This is a genomic window from Pyxidicoccus sp. M6, assembly GCF_055568925.1.
In genome coordinates, this window is the sequence record NZ_CM145714.1 from 8,563,697 (window position 1) to 8,588,983 (window position 25,287).

At 70.3% G+C, this 25,287-nt stretch carries 21 protein-coding genes; 8 read left to right on the plus strand and 13 right to left on the minus strand.

Annotation, left to right across the window (positions count from 1 at the left end; genetic code table 11):
* Positions 1 to 2 precede the first annotated feature (2 nt).
* The 5 genes from ACVTJA_RS33530 to tgt all read right to left on the minus strand — a co-directional run bounded on the left by ACVTJA_RS33530 (position 3) and on the right by tgt (position 3,656).
* The gene (locus tag ACVTJA_RS33530) at positions 3 to 863 is read right to left on the minus strand and encodes an alpha/beta fold hydrolase (protein ID WP_465825652.1); all 861 of its coding nucleotides are present in this window, start codon (positions 861 to 863) and stop codon (positions 3 to 5) included.
* A 51-nt stretch (positions 864 to 914) separates the two neighbouring features.
* Positions 915 to 1,181: a GlsB/YeaQ/YmgE family stress response membrane protein gene (locus ACVTJA_RS33535; RefSeq protein ID WP_465825653.1), complete on the minus strand. Its 267-nt coding sequence runs from the start codon at positions 1,179 to 1,181 to the stop codon at positions 915 to 917.
* Positions 1,182 to 1,408: 227 nt separating this feature from the next.
* The gene (locus tag ACVTJA_RS33540) at positions 1,409 to 1,573 is read right to left on the minus strand and encodes a hypothetical protein (RefSeq protein WP_465825654.1); all 165 of its coding nucleotides are present in this window, start codon (positions 1,571 to 1,573) and stop codon (positions 1,409 to 1,411) included.
* Between the two features lie 62 nt (positions 1,574 to 1,635).
* Positions 1,636 to 2,478 (minus strand): tRNA (5-methylaminomethyl-2-thiouridine)(34)-methyltransferase MnmD, encoded by an 843-nt coding sequence (locus ACVTJA_RS33545; protein ID WP_465840569.1) that lies wholly within the window; start codon positions 2,476 to 2,478, stop codon positions 1,636 to 1,638.
* An 8-nt stretch (positions 2,479 to 2,486) separates the two neighbouring features.
* On the minus strand, positions 2,487 to 3,656 hold the full coding sequence (gene tgt / locus ACVTJA_RS33550; RefSeq protein ID WP_465825655.1) for a tRNA guanosine(34) transglycosylase Tgt: 1,170 nt from the start codon (positions 3,654 to 3,656) through the stop codon (positions 2,487 to 2,489).
* A gap of 371 nt (positions 3,657 to 4,027) precedes the next feature.
* On the opposite strand from tgt, the gene ACVTJA_RS33555 reads away from it, so the two are divergent.
* Complete coding sequence (locus ACVTJA_RS33555; protein WP_465825656.1) at positions 4,028 to 5,626, plus strand: ABC-F family ATP-binding cassette domain-containing protein; 1,599 nt, start codon at positions 4,028 to 4,030, stop codon at positions 5,624 to 5,626.
* 198 nt (positions 5,627 to 5,824) lie between these two features.
* On the opposite strand, the gene ACVTJA_RS33560 is transcribed toward ACVTJA_RS33555, so the two are convergent.
* Entirely contained in the window at positions 5,825 to 9,868 is a 4,044-nt protein-coding gene (locus ACVTJA_RS33560; protein WP_465825657.1) for a chitobiase/beta-hexosaminidase C-terminal domain-containing protein, read from the minus strand.
* Between the two features lie 258 nt (positions 9,869 to 10,126).
* Positions 10,127 to 11,191, minus strand: coding sequence for a YihY/virulence factor BrkB family protein (locus ACVTJA_RS33565; RefSeq protein WP_465825658.1), 1,065 nt, complete (start codon positions 11,189 to 11,191; stop codon positions 10,127 to 10,129).
* Positions 11,192 to 11,441: 250 nt separating this feature from the next.
* On the opposite strand from ACVTJA_RS33565, the gene ACVTJA_RS33570 reads away from it, so the two are divergent.
* The 5 genes from ACVTJA_RS33570 (at position 11,442) to ACVTJA_RS33590 (ending at position 16,934) form a co-directional block, all read left to right on the plus strand.
* Positions 11,442 to 13,007, plus strand: coding sequence for a PEGA domain-containing protein (locus ACVTJA_RS33570; RefSeq protein WP_465825659.1), 1,566 nt, complete (start codon positions 11,442 to 11,444; stop codon positions 13,005 to 13,007).
* A complete protein-coding gene (locus ACVTJA_RS33575; protein WP_465825660.1) occupies positions 12,997 to 13,992 on the plus strand; it encodes a hypothetical protein in 996 nt (331 codons plus the stop codon). The genes ACVTJA_RS33570 and ACVTJA_RS33575 overlap by 11 nt, the downstream gene beginning before the upstream one ends.
* 4 nt (positions 13,993 to 13,996) lie before the next feature.
* Positions 13,997 to 15,880: a serine/threonine protein kinase gene (locus ACVTJA_RS33580; RefSeq protein WP_465825661.1), complete on the plus strand. Its 1,884-nt coding sequence runs from the start codon at positions 13,997 to 13,999 to the stop codon at positions 15,878 to 15,880.
* 18 nt (positions 15,881 to 15,898) lie between these two features.
* Positions 15,899 to 16,489 carry a DUF4291 domain-containing protein gene (locus ACVTJA_RS33585; protein ID WP_465825662.1) on the plus strand — a complete coding sequence of 197 codons (591 nt, stop codon included), beginning with the start codon at positions 15,899 to 15,901 and terminating at the stop codon, positions 16,487 to 16,489.
* A 106-nt stretch (positions 16,490 to 16,595) separates the two neighbouring features.
* Positions 16,596 to 16,934 carry a hypothetical protein gene (locus tag ACVTJA_RS33590; protein WP_465825663.1) on the plus strand — a complete coding sequence of 113 codons (339 nt, stop codon included), beginning with the start codon at positions 16,596 to 16,598 and terminating at the stop codon, positions 16,932 to 16,934.
* 76 nt (positions 16,935 to 17,010) lie between these two features.
* On the opposite strand, the gene ACVTJA_RS33595 is transcribed toward ACVTJA_RS33590, so the two are convergent.
* From ACVTJA_RS33595 to rfbB, 6 genes are all read right to left on the minus strand, one after another.
* Positions 17,011 to 18,063, minus strand: a complete 1,053-nt coding sequence (locus ACVTJA_RS33595) for a zinc-binding dehydrogenase (RefSeq protein WP_465825664.1) — start codon at positions 18,061 to 18,063, stop codon at positions 17,011 to 17,013.
* Positions 18,064 to 18,207: 144 nt separating this feature from the next.
* Positions 18,208 to 19,320 carry a class I SAM-dependent methyltransferase gene (locus ACVTJA_RS33600; RefSeq protein ID WP_465825665.1) on the minus strand — a complete coding sequence of 371 codons (1,113 nt, stop codon included), beginning with the start codon at positions 19,318 to 19,320 and terminating at the stop codon, positions 18,208 to 18,210.
* A gap of 220 nt (positions 19,321 to 19,540) precedes the next feature.
* Positions 19,541 to 20,095, minus strand: coding sequence for a dTDP-4-dehydrorhamnose 3,5-epimerase (gene rfbC, locus ACVTJA_RS33605; RefSeq protein WP_465825666.1), 555 nt, complete (start codon positions 20,093 to 20,095; stop codon positions 19,541 to 19,543).
* Positions 20,092 to 20,973 carry a glucose-1-phosphate thymidylyltransferase RfbA gene (rfbA, locus tag ACVTJA_RS33610; protein WP_465825667.1) on the minus strand — a complete coding sequence of 294 codons (882 nt, stop codon included), beginning with the start codon at positions 20,971 to 20,973 and terminating at the stop codon, positions 20,092 to 20,094. Before rfbA ends, rfbC begins: the two co-directional genes overlap by 4 nt.
* 15 nt (positions 20,974 to 20,988) lie before the next feature.
* Positions 20,989 to 21,891: an SDR family oxidoreductase gene (locus tag ACVTJA_RS33615; RefSeq protein ID WP_465825668.1), complete on the minus strand. Its 903-nt coding sequence runs from the start codon at positions 21,889 to 21,891 to the stop codon at positions 20,989 to 20,991.
* A gap of 4 nt (positions 21,892 to 21,895) precedes the next feature.
* Positions 21,896 to 22,921, minus strand: a complete 1,026-nt coding sequence (gene rfbB, locus ACVTJA_RS33620; RefSeq protein ID WP_465825669.1) for a dTDP-glucose 4,6-dehydratase — start codon at positions 22,919 to 22,921, stop codon at positions 21,896 to 21,898.
* Between the two features lie 120 nt (positions 22,922 to 23,041).
* Between rfbB and ACVTJA_RS33625 the strand changes: the two genes are divergently transcribed.
* Positions 23,042 to 24,667 carry a glycosyltransferase gene (locus ACVTJA_RS33625; RefSeq protein WP_465825670.1) on the plus strand — a complete coding sequence of 542 codons (1,626 nt, stop codon included), beginning with the start codon at positions 23,042 to 23,044 and terminating at the stop codon, positions 24,665 to 24,667.
* Positions 24,657 to 25,253 (plus strand): hypothetical protein, encoded by a 597-nt coding sequence (locus ACVTJA_RS33630; RefSeq protein WP_465825671.1) that lies wholly within the window; start codon positions 24,657 to 24,659, stop codon positions 25,251 to 25,253. The genes ACVTJA_RS33625 and ACVTJA_RS33630 overlap by 11 nt, the downstream gene beginning before the upstream one ends.
* The last annotated feature ends 34 nt before the right edge of the window (positions 25,254 to 25,287 follow it).

A 25,287-nucleotide genomic window follows, 5' to 3' on the forward strand; every position in this document is an offset into this window, starting at 1 on the left:
CGTCACGCTACGGATGCACGCGGCCGTGCGTCCACCGTGTCGAGGAACGCGAGGACGCGCCGTCCGCACGCCTCTGGCTGCTCCAGCGGGAACAGGTGCGTGGTGCCCGGCAGCTCCTCCGTGTGCACGCCGGGCACGGTGCGTTGCACGCGCTCCAGCGCCGCCGGGGTGAGCGTGGCCGTGTCGCCACCGCGAATCACCAGCGTGGGCACCGTCACCGAGCGCAGCGCGGACCATACGCCGAGGGGAATCGTCTCGAAGATGCGCGCCTCCCACGCCGCGGGGATGGTCAGCCGCACGCCGCCGCCGGGCATGTCGACGAGGCCGTGGGTGAGGTAGTCCTGGAAGGACTCCGGGTCGAAGCGGCGGAAGAGGCCCTTCTTCTGGTAGCTGGCGGCCACCTCCTCGCGCGAGGCCCAGGTCTCGCGGCGCTTGCGCGCGCCCCGGGCCAGCGGAATCCGGCTCCGCATGCCCAGCAGCGCCGCCGCGCGGAGCGTCCACAGGCGCTTGCCGGTGACGAGCACGGGGTCCAGCGCCACCACGGCGCGGAACAGTCCCGGTGACTTCACGGAGGCGAGCATCGTGGCCACGCCGCCCATGCTGTGTCCCACGCCGAGCACGTTCTCCAGCCCGCGAGAGCGCAGCGTGTGGGCCAGCTCGTCGGCCAGCTCCGTCCAGCTCCGCAGCATCGCCGGGTCCGAGCCTGGTACGAGACACCGGCTGCGCAGCGTGAGGACGCGGTAGCGCGTCTTCAGCAGCTCGATGAGCTTGCGGTAGCTGCCCGGAGGAAAGCCATTGGCGTGGGCCAGGTGCAGCACCGGGCCGGTGCCGCCCCAATCATCCAGTTCCAGAGCGTCGCGCATCCCCTTCCGAATACTCCAGACGCTCCCGGGTGTCTCCACCCGCCGCGTGCCTCATGCATGAGCATGCTTGCGGTTGAGGGCGTGCATGGCGAGCACGGCCGCCAGCGCTCCCACCGCGGCGCCGAAGATGTTGGGAGCGCGCAGGACGAACAGCGATGTGCCCGCGTTGAAGCTTCCCACGAGCATGCCCCCAACGACGCTGCCCACCATTCCGACGAGGAGCATGGAGACGAGGCCCATGTGCCGCACGCCCGGAAGGATGACCCGGGAGATGAGACCGACGACCCACCCGATGATGACGAACGCGAAAATCCCCATGCGTCTCTCCGTGGGGCCGGTGCCAGGTTGATGCGGCCCTCCTCCTCTAGAGATGCGGCGCGCGTGCGCGGTGCCAAGCGGGGCCGTGGCCTGGAGGGCAGGCGAGCCATCGGCTGAAGGAACGCGGGAGATGCACCGTGGAGCGGGCGGGCGAGCCGTCAGCCGTTGCATCCATGGGCGTGCCGCGTCGGGGGGCGATGACGTCAGCCCGCGCCGGCGCTGAGCGCTCAGCGGTGAGCCGGACCCATGCCGCTCGACGCCTGGACGGCCTTCAGTCGTCGCAGCTCGGTGCGGGCGATGTTCGCCCCCTTGGGATTGCCCGCCTGCTCGAACTTCAACGCGGCCTTCTCCAGCGCCTCCGCCAACGACGACATCTCCTCGGGGTTGTCCATGGACGGCCGGACGAAAGAAGCCTGGGCTGATGACCCGGTGCGGTGTCTCGCCCTCGCGCCCCTCACCGCCACTGCGGATGCGCGAGCACGCGTGCCTCGACTTCGGGCGTGAGCTCGGCGCCGTGCGGCGCTCGCGACGACGAGCGCTTCCACCGCTCCAGCCAGCGCGCACCCAGCGGCAACTCCAGCGACTCACGCCGGGTGGCGCCCACCGTCGTCTCGCCCTTGGTGCCCGTGGACACGCCAGCGCCCACGAAGAAGCCCGCCAGCAGCAGCGTCACCCGCGTCGGCGTGGCCGCGCTGTACGTGAGCAGCAGCGTGCCCTCTCCGTCCTCGCGACAATGCCTGCGCACGCGCGTGAGCACTCCCTCCGTCCACATGTCTGGATTGGACGCGGGCGAGAACGGGTCGAAGTACACGAGGTCCGCCACCGGCAGCGCGCCGTCGAGGAACGGCACCGCGTCCCCGAGCAGCAGCTTCCAGCGCACGCCCTCCCCTTCCCACTCGCCATCGCGCATCAGCGCTTCAGCCGCCTCGCGGAAGGGCTGCAGAAAGGGGAAGCCCGCCGCGTCCGCCAGCGCCAGCCGCAGCGGCGCCAGGTCCACCTCGAAGCTCACCACCTCCAGCGTGCGCCGCTGCTCCGCGCCCAGCGAGCGCGCGCAGGTGAGCGCGGCCACCGCGTTGGTGGCGGCCCCCAGGCCCACGTCGTGGATGACGAGCGGCGGGCCCGGCTGGCGCAGTCGCTCGGCCAGGCGCGGCTGCTCCACGTAGAGCCGCAGCGCCTCCTGCCACGGACCCACCGAGGGGTGCATCACCTCGCCATGGCCCAGGTGCCGCACGGCGCGCGCGCCGTTGCGCAGGGTGACGACCTCGAAGTCCCCGTCGCGCGGATTGGGCGCCGTCACCTCGCCGCTCACCCGACCTCCTTCAGCGTCACCTCGCGCGCGTTGGCCTCTTCCTTCAGGTCCTTCGGCGTGGCGATGGCGGCCTTCAGCTCGCGAGCCACCTGATCGTAGGTGCCGTTGAGGATGCCCTGGCGGATGCGCGCCATGAGCTTCTGGTAGTGCCGCACGTTGTGCACCGACAGCATCCGCGAGCCCAGGTGGTGCTTGCCGCGCATCAGGTGCTGGAGGTAGCCGCGCGTGTAGCGCTTGCACACGTAGCAGTCGCACTCCGCATCCAGCGGCGCGTCGTCCAGCCGGAACACGGTGCGCGTAATCCGCACCAGCCCCTGGAACGTGTACGCGTAGCCCTGCTGCGCCATCTTCGTGGGGATGATGCAGTCGAACATGTCCACGCCGCGCAGCACGGCCTCAATCAGGTCCGTCGGCGTGCCCACGCCCATCAGGTAGCGCGGCTTGTCCACGGGCAGCGACGCGGTGGCGCGCGCCGTCATGGTCTCACGCTCCGCCTTCGTCTCGCCCACCGCCAGTCCGCCAATCGCGAACCCGTCGAAGGGCAGCTTCGTCAGGAAGTCCGCGCTCTCGTCGCGCAGGTTCGGGTGCACACCGCCCTGGACGATGCCGAACAGCGCCTGCCCCGTGTCGTGCTTCGCCTTGGCGTTGAGGCTGCGCACGGCCCAGCGGTGGGTGCGCTCCATGGCCTCGCGCGTGCCGGCCTCGTCCGTGCGCGAGTCGATGCACACGTCCAGCACCATCATGATTTCGGAGTTGATGGCCTGCTGCATCGCGATGCTGGACTCGGGGCTCAGCAGCTGCCGGCTGTTGTCGTGGAAGCTGCGGAAGTGCGCGCCCTTCTCGGTGATGAGGCGGTCCTCGGGCAGGGAGAAGATCTGGAACCCGCCCGAGTCGGTGAGGATGCCGCCGTCCCACTGCATGAAGGGATGGATGCCTCCGAAGCGCTTGAAGACCTCGGCGCCGGGGCGGAGCATCAGGTGGTAGGTGTTCGCCAGCAGGATGCTGGCCCCCGTCTCCTTCACCTCCTCGGTGCCCAGGTGCCGGAAGGCGGCGTGCGTGGCCACCGGCATGAACATCGGTGTAGGGAAGGAACCCCGGCGGGTGTGCAGGATGCCCGCGCGGGCGCCGGTGGGGTCGGTGGAAACGAGCTCGAAGCGGACGGCCATTGAACGGCCCTTATACCCGTCACTCCCGGCGGGCACCGCATCCATCTGCCCTGCCTGCTTCCCTGCCCCTCCGTCCCTCGGAACCGGGGCTCCGGACGCTCCTCCGCCCCTCGGAATCAGGGGTTGGGAGGCCCCGTTGCCTGCCAGGGGGCCCGCCAGGAGCTCCCACCCCGCTCCCCCGGGCCCTCCGCACCGAAGTGACCTCCCCGGCATCCCACAGCCACTCCATTGATTTCGGGACGCCGCCCGACCGCCAGGCGGCATTTTCCGTCCCCTCCCGGCGGTTACATTGGGTCACCGCGAACGGGCCGGGACGCGAAACACCTTGCTTCTTTGGCCCACCGCGCCATTTCCGCTACAACGCCGCCGCCATGTTCAACGTCATCAACGTCTCCAAGGCCTACGGGCCCAAGAAGCTCTTCGAGGAGGTCAACGTCACCTTCTCGCCGGGCCGCCGCTACGGCCTGACCGGGCCCAACGGGGCCGGTAAGTCCACGTTCATGAAGATCCTCGCCGGGGACGAGGAAGCGGACATGGGCAGCATCGTCCGGCCTCGCAAGCTGGGCATCCTCCGCCAGGACCACTTCCGCTACGAGAACGACCGCGTCCTCGACGTGGTGGTCATGGGCAACAAGGCCCTGTGGGCCGCCATGACCGAGAAGAACGCGCTGCTGGCCAAGTCGGACATCACCGAGGAGGACGGCAACCGCCTGGGCGAGCTCGAGGGCACCATCGCCGAGGAGGACGGCTACTCCGCGGAGAGCGACGCGGCCACCCTGCTCGCGGGTCTCGGCATCGAGGAGTCCTTCTACGAGGGCCCCATGCGCCAGCTCACTGGCGGCCTCAAGCTGCGCGTGCTGCTCGCGCAGGCCCTCTTCGGCAAGCCCGAGGGGCTGCTGCTCGACGAGCCCACGAACAACCTCGACATCGACTCCATCCGCTGGCTGGAGAACTTCCTCCACGCGTTCGAGGGCGTGCTCATCACCATCAGCCACGACCGGCACTTCCTCAACTCCATCTGCACGCACATCGCGGACATCGATTACGAGGCCATCATCCAGTACACCGGTGGCTACGACGACATGGTGCGCCAGAAGGCGCAGGTGCGTAGCCGCGTGGAGTCGGAGACGGCCGAGAAGAAGAAGAAGATTGCCCAGCTCCAGGACTTCGTCGCCCGCTTCAGCGCCGGCACGCGCGCCTCGCAGGTGCAGAGCCGCATCAAGCAGATCGAGAAGCTGAAGTCGGACGACCTCAAGCGCTCCAACATCGCGCGTCCGTTCATCCGCTTCGACCAGAAGGTCGCCAGCGGCAAGCAGACGCTGATGATTGAGGGCATCCAGAAGTCCTTCGACGGCCAGCAGGTCATCAAGCCGTTCAACGCCCTGGTCTGCAAGGGCGAGAAGGTCTGCGTCATCGGCCGTAACGGCGTGGGCAAGTCCACGCTGGTCCGCATGATTGCCAACCAGCTGGAGCCGGACGCCGGGAAGATTACCTGGGGCCACCAGGCCTCCGTGGGCTACCTGCCGCAGGACCACCACGGCGTCGTCCGCAAGGGCACCACCTGCTTCGGCTGGCTGCGCGACATCAGCGAGAAGCTCACCAACGAGGAGATTTCCGGCGTGCTCGGCCGGATGCTCTTCTCCGGTGAGGAGCGCATGAAGAACACGGACACCCTCTCCGGTGGCGAGACGGTGCGTGTGCTCCTGTCCAAGCTGATGATTACCCAGGACAACGTCCTGGTGCTCGACGAGCCGACGAACCACCTGGACCTAGAGTCCATCGCCGCGCTGGCGGAAGGCCTCCAGAAGTTCGAGGGCACCGTCATCGTCGTCACGCACGACCAGGAGCTCATCTCCGAGGTGGCCACGCGCATCTGGTCGCTCCAGCAGGGCCAGGAGGTGCTGGACTTCAACGGCCCCTACTCCGAGTTCGTGGAGAAGCACGGCGCCGTCGCGGCGCAGCGCCGGTAACCACGCTCACCTCCGCTGAAGCACGAATCGCCGCCCGGACCGGGGAAGTTGCTCCCGGCACGAGGCGGCGATTCGCGTTTCCACGCAGGGAGGCCCGGGCCCACTCACGACGCCCGGCGTCCACGCGCGGAGGCCTGGCCTCCACGCACGACGCCCCGGAGCCCGCGCACCATGGCGCGGACTCGCGGAGCGAAGGTGCTACGGGTTGGGGAAGCCGAGCGTCGCGCTCCCCACGGTCCAGTCCTCACGCCGGTCGGAGTCCCCGAAGGCGATGCGGTTCACGGTGGTGCTCTTGCCCGTGGTGAAGAACGCGCTGGTCCAGTCCACGGAGACATCCCACGCGGTCGGGAAGGTGGTGTACGTGCAAAGCGCGCCGCCGCAGTCGCTCGGCAACCACAGTCCCTCGGCCTGGATCGCCTGGAGCAGCGCCGGGTAGGTGGCGAAGGTGTTGCCGGAGGTGGCGGCGGCAATCGCGTCCTGCGTGACGCCGAAGGTGTCGCGGATGCGCAGGGTGCGGTTGCCCGTGCCGATGCCCGTGGTCCCGCCCTGGAAGTCCCAGGCCGTGTCGTAGTTGGAGGTGTGGAACCCCTGGGGGTACTCGGTCTTGCTGAGCGTCTCCGAGGCCGGGCCGTCCGTGCCGCCCACCCGGTCCGGGTTGAGGTGGATGACGATGATGTCCCCCGCGGCCACCTGCACGTCGGGCAGCGTGGCCAGCGTGTTGTTGCCGTCCACGAACGTCGCGCCCTGCACGCTTCCGCCCACGAGGACGGTCAGCTCCACCAGGTCGCGGCCCTGCGAGACGTTGGGGGCAATCTCCGAGATGCGCAGCCACGCGGGCTGCACGTAGCCCATGAAGGTGGCGGTTCTCGCCGCCGCGTCCAGCGGCTTGCCGGACGTGTCCCTCACCGTCGTCGCCACCGTGACGGTGTAGGACTGGCGCGGCGTCTGGGTCGTGGTGGTGAGCCAGACGTCGCGGTTGTTCGCGACGGCGCCCGACACCGTCAGGCCGGAGATGAAGAACTGGCTGCCGTTGGACAGCACGGACGCCGGGTCGATGCGGCGGTCGAAGCGGACGACGACGGTGGTCGCGCTGCTGGCATACGCACTCGTCACCTTCGGCGCCGGACACGTGAGCGAGGTGACCTGCGACGCCGTCCACACCGAGGGCTGGGTGGAGTTCACCGTCGTGGTCGTGAAGCGCCACAGGGGAGAGGTGACGGTCAGCGTGCACAGCGGCGCCAGGTCGAGCTCTTCCCGCACCGTCTCCACCAGGCGCAGCCGCAGGTTGGCGGCACTGGCCGAGCCCTCGGGCACGCCGGCCGTCACCAGCGGGGCCTGCACGTGGCCCGCACCACCCGCCCCGAAGCCGGCGGTGCCGATGGTGCCGGAGATGGAGATGTATTCCGACTCGAGCGTGTCCAGCAGGGAGGGCAGGTCCGCGTTGCTCACGTCCTGCACCAGCCCGCCCAGCGCGTTGCCCGTGGAGAGCCGGCTGTAGCCGGAGATGCGAGCCCGGGCCTGACCGTTCACCGTGAGCCGCTCGGAGACGGAGACGTTCACGCGGTCGCCGCTCTGGGGCACGGGAGAGAGCGTGAACGGGTCCACGTCCACGAAGATGGCGGGCCCGTTGCGCTCGGCCTGGAGGAACAGGCCCGCCGGGTCGTTGGTGAGGTTGCCGACGCCCGGCTTGACGTAGGTGACGAAGGCGCCGTTGATGGGAAGGCTCACCGGGCCGTTGGCGGCGGCGCGCACGGCGGCAATCTGCGCGGAGGCGGTGCTGGACGTGCTGTCGATGGCGTACGTCTCCGTCTTCACGGCCTCGGTATTCCCCACTCCGTCCTGCGAGTAGAAGCGCAGGGTGGTGTTCGCGCCGAGGTGGATGGGCGCGGTGTACGTGAGGAAGCTGCTGGTGGGCGCGGCCGGGTCGGTGCTGTAGCGGATGGCGCCGGCGCAGCCCACGCCGCTCCCGTCGTTGCACGTGAGCACCACGTCGATGACGGTGGTGTAGCTCCCGCCCGGCGGCGTGGCCGTGGTGACAGGGGGCGTGGTGTCGATGACGTACGTCTCCGCCTTCGCGGCCTCCGCGTTGCCCACGGCATCCACGGAGAAGAAGCGCAGCGTGGTGGTGGACTCGAAGCGGAAGGCCGCCGTGTACTTCTGCGAGGACGTGGTGGGGGCGGTGCCATCCAGCGTGTAGTACGTCGCCGCGCAGGTACTGCCCCCGGAGTCCGCGCAGGACAGTGACACCGTCTGCGCGCCGTTGAAGTTGCCGCCGTGGAGGCTCACGGTGGTGGTGGGAGCCACCTTGTCGATGGTGAAGGACACCACGCGCACCGGCTCACGGTTGCCCACGGCGTCCACGGAGAAGAAGCGCAGCGTGACGGAGGACGTCACGGTGAACGGCCCGCTGTACAGGGGCGACGTGTCACCGGGCACCGTGCCGTCGAGCGTGTAGCGCGTCGCCGCGCAGCCGGTGCCACCCTGTCCGTCGTCGCAGGAGAGCGTCACCTGCGTGTCCGCGTTGAACGCGCCGCCAGCCGGGGAGGCCGTGGTGAGTGGCGCGGAGGTGTCGATGGCGTACGTGCGCGACTGCACCTCGCCGCGGTTGCCCACCCCGTCCACCGCGAGGAAGCGCAGCGTGGTGTTGGCGGAGAGCTGCAGGGGCGCGGAGTAGACGGCGGAGCCCGTCGTCGGCTGCGAGCCGTCCAGCGTGTAGTGGATGGCGGCGCACCCGCTGCCGGCGCCGTCGTCGCAGGTGAGCGTCACCCTCTGCGCGGTGCTGTATGCGCCGGAGGGCACGCTCGCGGTGGCCGTGGGCGGCACCCTGTCGATGAGGTAGGGCTCCGTCTTCGTGGCCTCGGCGTTGCCCGCGCCGTCCACGGAGAAGAAGCGCAGCGTGAGGCTGGAGGAGACGCGCACCGGCGAGACGTACAGCGGAGAGGCGCTGGTGGGGGTGCTTCCGTCCAACGTGTAGTACGTGGCCGTGCAGCCGCTGCCCGCGGGGTCCTCGCACTCCAGCGTGACGAGCTGCTCGGCGCCATACGAGCTGCCCGGCGGCACGGCCCGCGTGACGGGGGCGGCCTGGTCCACCACGTACGTCTCCGTCACCGCCGGCCCGTCATTGCCCACGCTGTCCACGGAGAAGAAGCGCAGCGTGGTATTGCCAGGGATGGCGATGGGACTGGTGAAGCGCGTGGAGGCCCGCGTCGGCGCGGCGCCGTTGGTGGTGTAGTACGTGGCCGCGCAGCCGCTGCCCGTGCCGTCGTCGCACGCCAGGGACACGGTGAAGGCCGAGCGGAAGGTGCCGCCCTTCGGCGTCGCCGTGGAGACGGGGCCGGCGCTGTCGAGCGTGTACTGCTCCGAGCCCGTCTGCGACGCGTTGCGCGCGCGGTCCACCGCGAGGAAGCGCACGCGCGTGGTGGCCGTCAGGTGGATGGCCGCGGTGTACGTGGGCGAGGCCTCCGAGGGGATGGAGCCGTCCAGCGTGTAGTGGATGGCGGCGCAGCCAGCGCCGTTCCCGTCATCACACGCCAGCACCACGTCCACCTCGGAGCCGTACGTGCCGGTGCGCGGCGAGGCGGACACCGTGGGCGCGTCCGTGTCGAGCACGTAGCGCTCGGTGCGCGCGCCCTCGGTGTTGCCCGCGACGTCCACGGAGAAGAAGCGCAGCGTGGTGCTGGCGGAGATGGCCAGCGGCGCCGCGTAGCGCGCGGACGTCTCCGTGGGCACGCTCCCGTCCACCGTGTAGTACGTGGCCGCGCAGCCGCTGCCCGTGCCGTCGTCGCACGCCAGCGCCACGCTGCGCGGGCTGTTGTACGCGCCGCCGGCCGGGGTGGCCGTGGTGGTGGGCGCCTGCGTGTCCCTGCCGCTGGTGAAGGTGTACTGCTCGGACTTCACCGCCTCCGTGTTGCCGGCCTTGTCCACGGAGAAGAAGCGCAGCGTGGTGCTGGCGGAGAGCGTGAAGGGCTCGCGGTACTGCGTGGAGCCGGTGCCGGGCGTGGAGCCGTCCAGTGTGTAGTACGTGGCCGCGCAGCCGATACCCGAGCCGTCCTCGCAGACCAGCGCCACCGCCACCGTCTGGCTGAAGTTGCCGCCGGGCGGCGTGGCCTTCGTCGTGGGCGCCGCCGTGTCCTGCCCGGGCGTCGGGTCGGGATTGCCGCCACCACCACCACAGGCGCTCGCGAGCTGCGCGGTGAGCAACGCCACGGCACAGCGGAACAGCCAGGAAGATTTCAGGGACATCTCAGCTCCAGGATGCAGGGCACCCACCCCTCGTCGGGGGTTGTGGTTCGGGAAGACACGTGCGGGGGGAGGGGGAACGGCAGGGCAGAATCAAACGTTGCCCATCTGACAGCGCGCGCAGGGTGTCACCGGACACCGGCCGTTCGCAAGCGTGTGGCCGCGGGGTCGTGCATCACCCGGCCTGAAATGCACCGAGGCCCCGGCCCCTCTCGCGAGGAGACCGGGGCCCCGGGGCCCTTCAGGATGACGGAGCCTCCGCTACCGCGCGGTGTTGCGGCGCACGAGGAACAGGCCCAGGCCGAGGCCCGCGACCCAGCGGGCGGCGGCGGCCAGCGGCGTCTGTCTCAACTGCGGCGGAGGGGCGGTGGGCCGGCCCGTGCGCGGATTCACCGCGGGCCGGAACTCGCGCGAGCCGGGGAGCTGCGCCCCACCCTCCTCCAGCTCCGTCTTGGTGGCCGTCACCGCCTTGCCCGGCTCGGGCACCTTGTCACCCGGTGCCTTCCCCTCGGGCGAGCGGTGCTCGAGGATGGCGTTGATCTCCGCGCCCAGCAGGATGACCTGCGCCGAAATCCACATCCACAGCAGCATGACGATGACACCGCCGATGGCGCCGTAGTTCACGTCGTACTTGCCGAAGTTGGCCACGTACTTCGAGAAGCCCCACGAGGCCACCACCCAGATGACCACCCCCACCACCGAGCCCGGGGTGATGAACCGGAACCGCTGCTCCACGTCCGGCAGCAGGTAGTACAGGACGGCCCAGAGGAACATCACCAGCAGGCCGGCGAGGGGCAGGCGCAGCCAGTTGAACACCGTGCCCACCGGCCCGAGCTTGTCCGCGATGACCGGCGTGACGACGATGGCCAGCGCCGCGACGATGGCCAGCGCCGCGCCGCCAATCGTTATCAGCAGGGCCATGCCGCGCAGCTTCCACATGGGCCGCGACTCCTCCACGCCGTAGACCTTGTTGAGCGCGTCCGACAGCGCGACGACTCCTCCGGACGCCGCCCAGACGGCGCCCACGCCGCCCACCGTCAGCAGCCCCACCGGGTTGCTCTGCGCCAGCGAGTTGATGCGGTCGCCCAGGATCTTCGTCACCTCCTGGGGCGCCACCTTCGCCAGCTCCTGGATGAGCGCCTGCGCCTGCGCGGGGTCGATGAGGACGCCCGCCAGCGACACCAGGAACAGCAGGAACGGGAAGAGCGCCAGGATGGCTCGGAACGTCAGCGCTCCCGCGACATCTCCCACGTCGTCGCGCTTCCATTCGGACTTCAGGGCCTTGAAGAACTCCATCCAGCCCATTCCCTTGCCAGGGAGTACCATTCCGCCTCCTCAGAGGTGTTGTGACCTGGGGAACGATGCGCATTCCCCACACCTCGCGGCCTCTCCTCACGCCGAGCCACCGAGCGGGCGCCCCCAGGGCAGGCGGGCGCGGCTGCGCCCAAGAGTGCGGATTCCTGGAAAACGCGCGTGTCACTACCCCCGCCCCCCTAGGCAGGGCCGCGTTCATTGGCGTACACCGTGAGGTGGGCGGCCCGTCGTGAGGGGGGGTTGCCCATCCCCGAGGACGTTCATGTTCGTCACCTGTCTGCTGACCGTCAGCCTGGCACTGACCGCCAGCGCCGCACCGGAAGTGCCGCCCGGCACCGAGGCCGCGACTCCCACGCACACGCTGTGGCTCGTCCAGCCGATGTACCCGGGCCAGGACGCGCTGGTGAAGCGCACCGAGGAGGGCATCGGCGGCCTGATTCCACCCGACCTGAAGGCGCAGCAGGTCATCGGTCGCGACGCGCTGGAGGGCTTCCTCCAGGGCCGCAAGGGTGATGTCGGCTGTGTGACGGGCGCGGTGCGCTGCCGCGAGCCGCTGGAGTCGTACCTCGCCTCGCTGGGACTGGAGCGCGTGGTGCTGGTGCAGACGGGCCAGGACGACGCGGGCTACCGCTTCCGCGCCGTCAGCGTGCGTCCGGACAGCGGCGCGCGCGCGCAGGCGGAGACGGCCAACCCCGCCTTCGAGAAGGCGCTGGCCGGCGTGCTGGTGAAGTTCCTCACGCTCAACGCCATGGTGGACGCGGTGACGGAGCCCGCGGGCGCCACCGTCTTCGTGGACGGCGTGAAGGTGGGCACCACGCCGTACGCCACGGAGGTGCTGCCGGGTGAGCACACCTTCCGCTTCGAGTTGGCCTCGCACCTGCCGAAGGAGGAGACGCGGGTGGTGGCCTCGCGCGAGCAGGTGAAGCTGCGCGCGGCGCTGGAGAAGGTGCCCGCGCGGCTGGTGGTGAAGGCGCTGCCGGAGGGCACGCGCATCCTCGTCGACGGCAAGCAGGTGGGCACGGACGCGGTGGACCAGGGCATCCAGCCCGGCGCCCGCACCCTGTCGCTGGTGGCGGACGGCTACGAGCCGCAGGAGGTGAAGGCGGAGATTGCCCCCGGCGCCACGTACACGCTGGAGCGCGAGCTGAAGCCCACATCCATGCAGGCCTTCAAGCTGGCCATGCGCCGCCGCCAGGCCGCCACCATGGCGAGGCAGAGCTACATCGAGGGCTCCTACGAGATGGTCAGCCTCACCGGCGCGGACGTCACCACGCAGCCGATGAGCTCCTCGGGGGCGCTGAACGACTTCCGCACCGCGAGCGTGCGCGCGCCGGGCGCTCGGAAGCTGATGGGCATCGGCGTGGAGTACGGCCGCTATGGCCAGTACTTCGGCGTCATGCTGGTGGGCGCCACGTACTACCGCACCGCGGACACATGGACGATGGGCGTCACCATCCCCGACGCCGCGACGGGCGAGTGGGTGGACCGGGTGCGGGGCAACGACAACGCGCTGGACACGACGGTGCAGATGGCCTCGGTGCGCGCGCTGCAGCCGCAGCTGCGCTACGTGCTGGGCCCCGTCTCCTTCGCGATTCAGGCCGGCGTGGACGTGCGCGGACTGCTGCTCAAGGAGAAGAACCGGCCGGAGAGCGCGCCCTTCGAGAAGGGCCTCTACGCGGTGGACCTGCACGCGTCCGGGCAGGCCGCCGCGCGCATCTTCGTCTACGAGGGGCTCTACGCCTCCGTGGCGTACCAGTATGGCTTCTCCCTGCTGAAGAACATCGCCGGCACGAGCAACCTGCGCGGAGGCATTGGTTATGCGTTCTGAACCGCGTCGCTGGGTGGTGATGTGCGCGCTGCTGGTGAGCGGCCTCGCCGCGGCCGAGCCGCTGGTGGGCCCCGCGGTGGGCAACGCCGAGGCGCTCGTGGCCGAGGGCACCCGGCTCTACAACAAGAAGCGCTTCGCGGACGCGTCCGGCCTGTTCCTCAAGGCCACGCGCGCCAACCCCACGCTGCTGCCCGCGTACCTGGGCCTCGCCCGCGCGCGCCTCGGCGCGAAGCAGCTCCCGGAGGCCTGCTCGGCGTACCGCGCCTATCTGCGCAGCGCGCCGGACATCCAGGACCGTCCCAAGGCGCAGCGTGAGCTGGAGCTGTGCGAGCGCCAGCTCAAGGCCTCGCGCAAGAAGAAGAAGAAGGGGCCGGCGCCGGTGGATTTGACGGCGCGCCACGTGGAGCTGAAGGCCGGCTTCTTCGCCGCGCTGGAGGACGGGAAGCTGTTGGGCCCGGACTCGGCGGCGGAGATGCTGACCACGCTGGTGACGGAGGGCTACCTGGGCACGGACCTGGGGGAGATGGGCACCCGGCTGAGCGCCGCGAGCCGCAACGCCACCCAGGAGCTGCACCGCCGCGCGCTGGCCGGTGAGACGCTCCCGCCCGAGCGCCTGCGCGAGGCGCGCAAGCTGTTCGAGCTGGCGGCGGACACGGGCGAGGCCTCCTCGGACGCGGCCTCGCAGGCGCCCTTCCTGGACGGGCTCGCGGTGTTCCAGGAGGGGAACTTCACGAAGGCTCAGGGCCTCTTCGCCCAGGCGGCCACGGCGGCGCCGGCCCGCACTGAGTACAAGGTCTGGCGCGCGGCCGCGCTCCAGCGCGCGGGGGACTTGAGTGGCGCGCTGGCGGTGATGGAGGCGGACCTGCCGGACGACGCGCGCACGGACGTGCTGCGCGCGGAGGTGGCCCGGAAGAAGTCTCCGAAGGACGGAGCGCGCGAGCTGGAGCGCATCCTCTTCCAGCGCTACCCCACCGCCTCGCGCTGACGCCATGGCCCTGTTCATCTGCCAGCGGTGTGAAGCGGAGCACGACAAGTGGAACGGCGCGTGCCCCGCGTGCGGCGGCACCGAGCTGCTGAAGGTGGCGCCGCAGGTGGACCGGATGCTTGGCCGCACCATCGCCGGCCGCTACCGCATCCTCCGGCGGCTGGGCCAGGGCGGCATGGGCTCGGTGTACCTCGCGGAGCAGGTGGGCATCGGCCAGCAGGTGGCGATGAAGTTCCTCAACTCCGGGCTCTCGCTGGACCCGGACGTCGCGCGGCGCTTCCTCAACGAGGCCAAGAGCTACGCGCGCGTGGCGCACCCCAACGCCGTCAACCTGCACGACTTCGGGCAGGACGAGGAGGGCTCGCTCTACATCTCCATGGAGTACGTGGAGGGAGACGACCTCAAGCGCCTGCTCTCCAACGCGGGGCGGCTCCCGGTGCACGAGGCCGCGGACATCATCCTCCAGGTGGCGGACGTGCTCGCCTACGCGCACGCGCGCCAGGTGGTGCACCGGGACTTGAAGCCGGAAAACGTCATGGTGCGCCAGGGCATGCGCGGCTGGCACGTGAAGGTGCTGGACTTCGGCATCGCCCGCATCAGCGACGGCGCCCCGCGCCTCACCATGCAGGGCGCGGTGGCCGGCACGCCCCGGTACATGTCGCCCGAGCAGGCCATGGGCCAGGACGTGGACTCGCGCGCGGACATCTACGCCGTGGGCGTGGTGCTCTTCGAGCTGCTCACCGGCAAGCAGCCCTTCGACGGGATGAGCGTCGCGGAAATCATGCAGAAGCAGGTGCACCAGCCCACGCCGCACCTGTGGGACGTGGTGGAGGACCTGCAGCTTCCCGCCATCGACGCGGTCATCCAGAAGGCGACGGCGAAGAAGCGTGTGGAGCGCTATGCCACCATGGAGGCCTTCGCCTCCGACCTGAGCAACGCGCTGCCCACGCTCACCGGCCGCTCGCCCATCAGCGGCGTCAACCCGACGGTGAAGGGCTCCTCCAACAACGAAGAGCAGGGCCCGGGCACCCTGCTCTACGGCGACGGCTCCGAGGCCACGCTGGTGCGTGGCACGCCGCCGGTCAGCGCGGGGGCGTACGACACGGGCCGGATGACGCCGATTCCGCTGACGCAGCCCGCGCTGACGCAGCCTCCGCGCGTGGGGCTCGCCGTGTCGGACGGGTTCGACAAGACGGCTCACAGGGCGTCTCCGTATGCGCCGCCGAAGCGCTCGGGCGCGGGCCTGGTGATGGGCCTGGGCGCGGCGGCCGTGCTGCTGGCGGCGGGCGTGGGCGTGGTGGCCGTCCGGAACACGGGCGGTGACACCGTGCAACCGGTGCCCGCGCCGGCCGCGACCGTGGAGCCCTCCCCCGCTCCGCCGCGAGTGGAGGCGCCCCAGCCCGCGCCGGCGCACGCGGAGGCGCCGACACCCGCACCTGTCCCCGCTCCGCCGCACGCGGAGGCGCCTCAGCCCGTGCCCGAGGTCCCTCGTCCCGCCGACACGGGCCATGCCAACGAGGAAGCCGCGGCACCCCCGTCGAGCGCCGACGCCTTGCTGGCGAAGCAGCTCAAGCTGCTCGCGGCGGGACAGGCCATCGAGATTGGCAATGACTTCAACGAGGGCCGGCTGGACAGCGCGATGCGGCGGCTCGCGCTGGCGCGTGAGCAGGGACTGGAAGCGGCGGAGCCTGAATTGGCGAAGCTCGGGGCCCGGGTCGAGGACGCCTCGAAACGGATGCGCCAGGCGCGAAGCCGGGAGAACGACGGCGACTGCGAGCAGGCCATCAAGCTCTACAAGTCGCTGAAGAAGGACTACCCCCAGCTCACCGAGGCATCCAGGGGCATCACCCGCTGCAAGAACAGCCTCCCGCCCGACATCTCCGAGTAGGCCTCGCGACGCGCGTCCATGCCCGAGCTCCGTGAGATTCGAGCCGACCATGACCGCGCGACCATCGTGATGTACCAGGCCTATCCGGACGCCATCGCGGACGTGGCCGTGAAGCAGCAGAGGTTCGGCCCGCCCTTCTCGGTGGGCCGGATGACATGGATAAAGCCCAGCTTCCTGTGGCTGATGCACCGCTCCAACTGGGGCCGCAAGAGCGGCCAGGAGCGGACGCTCGCGGTGCGCATCCAGCGCCAGGGCTGGCATGAAGCGCTGAGCCTCGCAGTGCTCACCGCCTTCGAGCCGCGCGCCCATGGCACTCCCGAGGCGTGGCGCCGGGCCTTCGAGTCCGCGTCCGTCCACGTGCAGTGGGACCCGGAGCGCACGCTGCGCGGCGCGGGGCTCCCGTACGACAGCATCCAGGTGGGACTCGGACGCGCGGTCATCCAGCGCTACGTGGAGGCGTGGACCGTCTCCATCGAGGACCTCACCCCACGTGTGCAGAAGATGCGCCGCCTGCTGGACGAGGGACGCGCGGAGCAGGCCGCGCGCCTGTGCCCGCCCGAGCGCGTCTACCCCGTGCCCGCGGACCTCACGCAGCGCCTGGGGATGTGAGCCGCGAGCTTCGACTGTTTCCGGGCGGCGGCTTCCAGCGACGCAAACGCCGCTGCTACGCTCCGCGCGCCCACCGCATGCGGCGGTGGACGGAGGGGGAAGTCCGATGACGGCGATTCAAGGCATGGAGAACATGACGGTGGGCCAGCTCCAGGAGGAGCTGAGCCGGGGCGGGAAGTTCGTCGTGTTCGAGTACTGCGTCTCCATCGTGGTGATGACGTTCAAGCGCTCGTCGGACGTGTACTTCATCCGCGCCGGCGAGGGCACGATGGGCAAGAGCATCGGCTATACGCTGCTGTCGCTCTTCCTCGGCTGGTGGGGCATCCCCTGGGGCTTCATCTACACGCCCATGGCCCTCTTCACGAACCTGGGCGGCGGCAAGGACGTCACCGAGGCCGTGGTGTCTGCGCTGCTGGAAACCGTTCCGCAGCGCTCCGGCGCCTGAGTGAGAGGCTTCCTCTTCGTGGGCCCGCGGTGGTGGGCGGCCAGGATGTCCGGCCGCCCGGGCACCACGCCCGCGCTCAAGGCGTGACGACGAGCCGGATGGGGTTGCCCTCCTTCTTCACCAGCCGCTCCACGCCCCGGGCCACGTCCTCCAGCGGCATCGTCGCGCTCACCGAGCGGGACACGTCCAGCCGCTTCGTCCCCACCAGCGTCACGAGCTGGTCCAGGTGCTTCTTGTCGTAGCCCAGGTGCCCCAGCATCGACTGCGACTGCACGCCGAACACCACGCCCGGTCCCAGGTGCATGGGCTCCGGAGACAGGCCCACCATCACCACCCGGCCGAAGCGGCCGATGCACGAGGCCGCCTGCGCGAGCACCGCGTTGGCGCCCACCAGGTCCACCGCCACGTCCAGGCCCAGTCCTCCGGTGCGCTTGAAGACCTGCTTGCGCAACTCCGGCACACGCGGGTCGAAGGCCTCGTCCGCGCCGAACTCCAGCGCCCGCGCGCGCGCCGCCTCGTTGGTGTCGAACGCGAGGATGGGCGCCGCGCCCACCATGCGCGCAATCTGCACCGCGTGCACGCCCAGGCCGCCGATGCCCCACAGGCCCACCGACTGCGCGGGACGCAGGCCGGCCCGGTCCACCAGGCCCGCGTAGGGCGTGGCCACCGCGTCCGCGAGGATGGCGGCCTGCTCGAAGGGCAGATGCTCCGGAATGGCGGACAGCGCGACGTACGGCACCACCACGTACTCGGCCCAGGCACCGTCGTAGTGGAAGCCCATGATTTGGAAGTCCAGACACTCCGGCAGCCGGCCATTCGCGCACTTCTGGCAGCGCATGCACGGCTTGCCTCCGGCCATGGCCACGCGGTGCCCCGGCTGCCATGCCGGAACGCCGGGCCCCACCGCGTCGACGACGCCGGAGGACTCGTGCCCCGGCGTCACCACCGGCAGCGGAGACTGGAGCGAGCCGTCGATGAGGTGCGCGTCCGAGAGGCAGATGCCGCACGCCTTCACGCGGACCCGCACTTCACCGGGCCCGGGCGTGGGCACCGGAACGTCCTGCACCGTCAACGTCTTGCGGGCCGTGTCGAAGCGAGCGGCCCGCATCATCCCCGGGGTGGCAGCCATGGTGTGTTCCTCCTGTGTCGGGAGGAAGCCAACCCGTGAAGCCGTGCGGGGGCAAGCGTTGTCGTCATCCCGTGGCGAAAGGACGACGATGCCCCTCCTTCCGGAGGGGCTCACGCCTACGTCGCCGCGCCTGGGCTCCTCGCCCTACCTCGTGCCACGCCTGGCGCGATCCATCGACCATTCGACGAGCTTCCGGGCCTGACGGTGGAGTGACGTCCGCTTGAGCGCGCTGTTGAGCTGATCCACGAGCTGGTGCCGCAAGGGCGGCGCGGCGGCGAGGCGCTGCTCCAGTTCCTGGACGCGTGCCTGCATCGTGGCGATATCGGTGATGTGCCGCGCGGGGGGCGGGGCGCTCCTCCGTGGGATGAGCTCCGTGTTGTCCCCCTTGCGAAGAACGAAGTTCAGCGTGCCGCGAGTGAAGGCCGCTGGCACGCGGACGCCCGTCTTCTCCACATAGAAGCGCAGCAACTCCTCGTCGAGGGTGACGGGGAACATCTCGAGCACCTCCGGCTCGAAGCCCGTGCCCACCAGCAATGGCTCACAGTCCCCTATCGCCAGCTCGAGCTCGTGGTAGCTGGCGCCCAACCCCCATCGCGTCAGCGTCATGTGCCCTTCTCCGGGCGGCACCCGCGCGATGGCGTCACGGAAGAGCGCCCGCGGCGAGCGCGAGGCATAGGCCAGCGCCAGCTCCGTCGGCAGGAGGTGGAAGAAGGGAAGCAGGGAGGTATGCGCGTCGGAGTAGATCAACCGATTCGGCGTATCCACGACGACGAGCAGCCCCCCGGGCCGCAGCATGTCCCATCCGGTGCGCAGCGTTGCCAGCCGCTCGTCGGGCGTCTGGTGTTCGAGCACCGCGTAGAGCAGGAAGACGTCGGCTCCGTTCGGGTGCTTCTCCCGCAGCGTGTCCAGCAGCCGGACGGGCTCCACGAGGTGCAGGTCGGCGTTGCGCAACCCCATGGCATCCAAGCGGGCCCGCGCCGCGCTCACGGAAGGCGCATGGATGTCGTAGCCCGCGACGTGTCGCGCCACCTGCGCGAAGGCCGCCGTGCTGGAGCCCGTGCCGCAGCCCAGCTCGACGATGTCCGCCGCCTCCAATCTCGAATACCGCCCGAGCCAGGGCAGCACGTAATCGACGCACCGGTTGTACCGGCCATCCACGTGGTCCGCGACGTCCGAGCGCCCAGCAGGTGTTGCCAGGAAGGCAGGTTCGTAATCCGCGAAGTAGGACTGGAGCAGCGCCTGCTGAACGCGCGCCATGAGTGTGGCGTCCACCATCCTGTATGACTCGAAGCCCGTTGCCATGCGTCCCTTCCCCACGACTCGGCTTTGCAGAGCGTGGGCGCGGAGCGTACCAGGGCATTCGCGACACACGAAGGGAAGGCTCTCAAACCCTCTCAATGCAAGCGAGTGTCGACAAGCCAACCCAACGCATCCAGCACTTCACGACGGAAGGCCCTGCCCTCGTGAAGCCCTGGGTTCAGGGCGACTCGTACACGGGCAGGACCAGGGCGTCCTTGAGCCGAGGGGCCTTCGTGTCCTTGGCGGACAGGAGCGGCGACGACACCGGCCACGGAATGCCCAGGTCGGGGTCGTTCCACGCCACGCCGCGCTCCGTCTCCGGCGCGTACAGCGTGGTGCACTTGTAGTGGAAGTCGGCGGAGTCGCTCAGTACGCAGAAGCCGTGCGCGAAGCCGGGCGGAATCCAGAGCTGGCGCCGGTTGTCCGAAGACAGCTCCACCGCCACCCACTTCCCGAACGTGGGCGAGCCGCGGCGCACGTCCACCGCCACGTCGTACACGGCGCCGGCAATCACCTGCACCAGCTTTCCCTGCGCTTGCGGCTCCTGGAAGTGCAGGCCGCGCAGCGTGCCCTTCCCCGAGCGCGAGTAGTTGTCCTGCACGAAGGGCCCGGTGATGCCGGCTTCCGCGTAGCGCTTCGCATGGAACATCTCCATGAAGAAGCCGCGGTCGTCGCCGAACACGTTCGGCTCCACGAGGAGGACGCCCGGAAGCTCCGTGGGAAGCACCCTCATGACACCGCCCCGCGGTTCTCCGCGAGCATGAGCAGGTACTGGCCGTACTCGTTCTTGCGCATCGGCTCCGCCAGCGTCGTCAGCTGCCGCGCGTCGATGTAGCCCATGCGGAAGGCAATCTCCTCCGGGCACGCCACCTTGAGGCCCTGACGGCGCTCGATGATTTCGATGAAGTTCGACGCCTGCATCAGCGACTCGTGCGTGCCCGTGTCCAGCCACGCGTAGCCGCGCCCCATCAGCTCCACGGTGAGCTGGCCGCGGCGCAGGTACTCCGCGTTGACGTCGGTGATTTCCAGCTCGCCGCGCTTGCTCGGCTTCAGCCCGGCGGCGATGTCCAGCACCTGGTTGTCGTAGAAGTACAGGCCGGTGACGGCGTAGTTCGACTTCGGCTTCGACGGCTTCTCCTCCAGGCTCACCGCGCGGTGCTGGGCGTCCAGCTCCACCACGCCGTAGCGCTCCGGGTCCTTCACGTAGTAGCCGAACACGGTGGCGCCCGTGGTGCGCTTCGCGGCGCGCTGGGCCATCTCCACCAGGCCGTGGCCGTAGAAGATGTTGTCACCCAGGATGAGCGACACGTTGTCGGAGCCCACGAAGTCGCGGCCGATGATGAACGCCTGCGCCAGCCCCTCCGGCCGGGGCTGCTCCGCGTAGGAGAAGCGCATGCCCCACTGGTCGCCGCCGCCGAGCAGCTCGCGGAAGCGCGGCAGGTCCTGCGGGGTGGAGATGACGAGCACGTCCCGGATGCCCGCCAGCATCAGCGTGCTGAGCGGGTAGTAGATCATCGGCTTGTCATGCACGGGCAGCAGTTGCTTGCTCACCACGCGCGTCAGCGGATACAGCCGCGTGCCCGAACCGCCCGCGAGAATGATGCCCTTCATGTCCACCTCGGCATGTCACGCACCTCGTGCCGCCAACCAGGTGGCATGAAAGCGCGCCAATGACTCCATCGTTTCCAGGGGCTTCACCGACAACTGCGCGCGGACCTTGTCCGTGCGCAGGCCGCTCTTCAGGGGCCTGGGGCTGGCCAGCTTCAGGTCCGCCATGCGCGTGGGGACGATGAGCTTCGCGTCGAAGCCGAAGACCTCGCAGAGCGCGCGGCCGAAAGCCACCCGGTCGAGGACGGTGCCCCCGCACGTGTTCCAGATGCCCCCGAGCCGCCGCTCGCCCAGCTCCACCAGCATGGCGGCCACGTTCTCCGCGAAGCTGGGCGACACCACCTGGTCCTCGAAGAGGCGCACCTGCTGCCCCTTCTCCAGCGACGTCACCAGCCACGCGCCGAAGTTGAGGCGCCCCTCCACCGGCGGCCACCCGTACACCACCGCCGTGCGCGCGATGGCGCACCCGGGCGCGAGCACGCGCGCCGCCTGCTCGCCCATGTGCTTCGTCACCGCGTAGACGCCGCGCGGGTTGGGGATGGCGCCCTCGTCGTACGGGCCCGCGTCGCCGTCGAAGACGTAGTCGGTGGACACGTGCACCAGGTGCGCCCCCGCCTTGCGAGCCCCTCGCGCCACGGCCGCGGCCGCCTGGACGTTGCCGGCGTAAGCGGCCTCCGGGTCCTTCTCACAGGCGTCCACCTCCGTCATGGACGCGCAGTGGAGGATGACCTCGGGCGCGGCGTCCTCGATGGCGGCGGACACCTCGGCCTCTCGCGTGAGGTCCACGCTCGCGTAGCGGTAGTCACCGCCGGTGCGCCGGGCGCCCCGCCCCACGCCCACCACGTCGTGCCCGCGCTGATGGAGCAGCAGGCAGGCGCGGCTGCCCACCAGGCCGTTGGAGCCGGTAACGAGGAAGCGCATGGTGTCAGGCCTTCCCCTGCAGGCGCGCGCGGTACTGCGTCTCGAAGTAGTGGCGGTAGGCGCCGCTGGTGACGCGCTCCCACCACGCCGGGTGGTCCACGTACCAGCGCACCGTCTCCGCGAGCCCCTGCTCGAAGGTGTGCGCCGGCGTCCAGCCCAATTCGGTGCGAATCTTCGTCGGGTCGATGGCGTAGCGCCGGTCATGCCCCGGCCGGTCCTTCACGTACTGGATGAGGGACTCCGGCTTGCCCACCAGCCCGAGGATGGCCTTGACGATTTCGATGTTCCGCCGCTCCGCGCCGCCGCCGATGTTGTAGACCTCGCCGGCCCGGCCCTTCTCCAGCGCGAGCAGCAGCGCCTGGCAGTGGTCCTCCACGTGGAGCCAGTCGCGCACGTTGCCGCCGTCGCCGTACACGGGCAGCGGCTTGTCGTGCAGCGCGTTGACCACCATCAGCGGGATGAGCTTCTCGGGGAACTGGTAGCGCCCGTAGTTGTTCGAGCAGCGCGTGACGACCACGTCCAGCTTGAAGGTGTGGTGGTACGCCAGGGCGATGAGGTCCGAGCTCGTCTTGCTGGCCGAGTAGGGACTGGAGGGCTGCAGCGGCGAGGACTCGGTGAAGGCGCCGGTGGGGCCGAGCGAGCCATAGACCTCGTCGGTGGACACCATGAGGAAGCGCTTCACGCCGCGGGCGCGGCTGGCCTCCAGCAGTTGCTGCGTGCCCAGCACGTTGGTGGTGACGAACACCTCGGGGCCGAGGATGGAGCGGTCCACGTGACTCTCGGCGGCCAGGTGCATCACCGCGTCGATGCGGTGCACCGCCATCAGGTGCTCCACGAGCTCGCGGTTGCCGATGTCGCCGCGCACGAAGACGTGGCGCGGGTCGCCCTCCAGCTCGGACAGGTTCTCGAGGTTGCCGGCGTACGTGAGCTTGTCGAGGTTGACGACCGTCCAGTCCGGACGCACCCGGCGGAGGTACTTCACAAGGTTGGAGCCGATGAAGCCACAGCCCCCAGTCACCAGTACGTTCATGTCGCGCGAGCCTCGAGTACCCAGAGTGGCTGCCTGCGTATCGGAGGGGTTCCCGAGCGTCAAGGCACCAGACGCCCAAGGCTTGTGTGCTCGCCCCTCGCGGCTGTAAGGGAGCCGGGCGTGAGTGCTCATAGACGCAGCGCGCCCGGAGAAGGGCCTCGGGCCATCCATCAGCTCGTTCCCCGGCTCGCCTGGGGCGACGCCGTCGGCAACCAGGTGCGCTACCTCCAGCGCCTGCTGCGCGACTGGGGTCATGCCTCGGACATCTACGCGGAGGCCTGGGACGACGCCTGCAAGGACCAGGTGGTTCCGGTGCGCGACTATGCGCGAGCAGCCGACCGGGACACCGTGTTGGTGGTGCACCACAGCTTCCAGTCGAGGCTGGTGCCGCTCATCATCCAGTCGCCCGGCCGGAAGGTGCTCGTCTATCACAACGTGACGCCTGCCCGGCTGTTCGAGGGGTTCGAGCGGAAGGCCGCCGCCGGCTGCGAAGGGGCCCGGGACGAGCTGCTGGAGCTGCGGCCCCATGTGGAGTCCGCCTTCGCCGACTCGAGCTTCAACGCGGAGGAGCTGGTGGCGGCGGGGTACCGGAATGTCTCGGTGCTGCCCTTCCCCATCGACTGGAGCGCGTTCGACGCGGCTCCGGACCCGGCGCTCCAGGCGGAGCTGTCCGACGGCTGCGCCAACATCCTCTTCGTGGGCCGCGCGGTGCCGAGCAAGAAGGTGGACGACGTGATGCGCGTCTTCACCGCGTACCAGCGGCTGTATCAGCCGCGCAGCCGGCTGGTGATTGCCGGCTACCTGCACCGCGACGGGGCCTATGGCGCGTACCTGCACGGGCTCAAGGAGGTGCTGGGCGCGGAGCAGGTGCGCTTCCTCGGCCGAGTGAGCGCGGCGCAGCTCTCCGCGTGCTTCGCCACGGCGTCCGTGTACCTGTCCATGAGCAGGCACGAGGGCTTTGGCGTGCCGCTGCTCGAGGCGATGTACCGCGGCGTCCCGGTGGTGGCGTATGGCGCGGCGGCCGTGCCGGAGACGATGGGAGGCGCGGGGCTCGTCACGCTGTCCGATGACCCGGCCGAGGTGGCGGAGCTGCTCGCGGTGCTGGAGCGCAGCCCGGCCCTGCGTGAGCAGGTCATCACGGCGCAGCGCGAGCGGCTGGCGCCGCTGTCCCAGGAGGCCGTGGCCGAGCAGGTGCGCGAGGCATTCCAGGGCGTGCTGTCCGGGCACGCGGCACCGTCCCCTGCTCCGGCGCCGGAGGCCACCGTGGAGTTGGTCTGCCCCGGCTTCACCGTGCGGCCGGAGGCGCCCGAATCGCGGCTGGCCAGGGAGCTCGCGAAGAAGCTTCCGGGGGCGCGCATCCTCGCGCTGCGTCGCCGTGGCGAGGGGCCCTCGCTGACACTGGGCGCGGAGGACGTGGAGGGCGTGCCGGTGTGGCACTTCACGCCGGACCAGCCGCCGGGCCGTGCGCCCGCGCCGCTGCCCGGTGCCTCGTCGCTGGAGACGGCGGTGCGCGTCTCGCGAGCGCCCGTGGTGCTGCTGGGGGCGGACACGGAGGTGGCGCGCGCCGTGCTGCCGCACGTGAGGGAGCGGGCCTGGGGGACGTTCGAGCCGTCGTCGTCCGGGCCGTCCATCGAGCAGGCGCGTCAGCACCTGGGACAGAGATGGGTGGCGCTGGAGCCGGAGCGTCTGGAGGATGCGCGGCGCGCCCTGCTGAGCGCGGTGGAAGGAGCCTCTCGTGCGAACTGAAGACCTGCTCACCCGTGCGCCGACGGCCGAGGCCGTGGCGCGGGAGACGGCGAAGCTACCCGTGCCCTCGGAAGAAGCGCGTGAGTCGCTGCGCCGCGCGCTGGACGCGGCGTCACGGCCCGCGACTCCAGCGCCCTGGCCCGCGCTGCTTCAGGAAGCGCGCGGGAAGATGGACACCCGGTACGCCGAGCCCGCGACGACCCATCGCGAAGGACTCGCGGCCCAGGCGCTCGTCGTGTCGAAGCGGGCCTTCCGGCGCGTCTTCCAGCCCTTCATCAACGAGGTGCTGCGCAAGCAGGTCGAGTTCAACGAGTCCATCCTCGACGCGCTCGCCACGATTCACGACGTGCAGCGCGAGCACGTGCGCAGCCAGGCGCTCTGGCGGCAGGAACAGGAGCGCAGGCTCGCCGCGCTCGAAGCCGCCGCACGCCAGGCCACGGCGCCTGCTGTCCGGCCCGAGGAGTCACCCGACACGGGCGCGAAGCCAGCTGAATCGTCTGCCACCGCCACCGAAGTGGAATCCATTCCTCGCGCGAGCGGACGCGCGGGGGGGGGCACCGCGCGCGGACGCTCCCGACGGCGCTGAGCCAGGCCTCGCGAGCCCGCACGGCCCGGTCGCG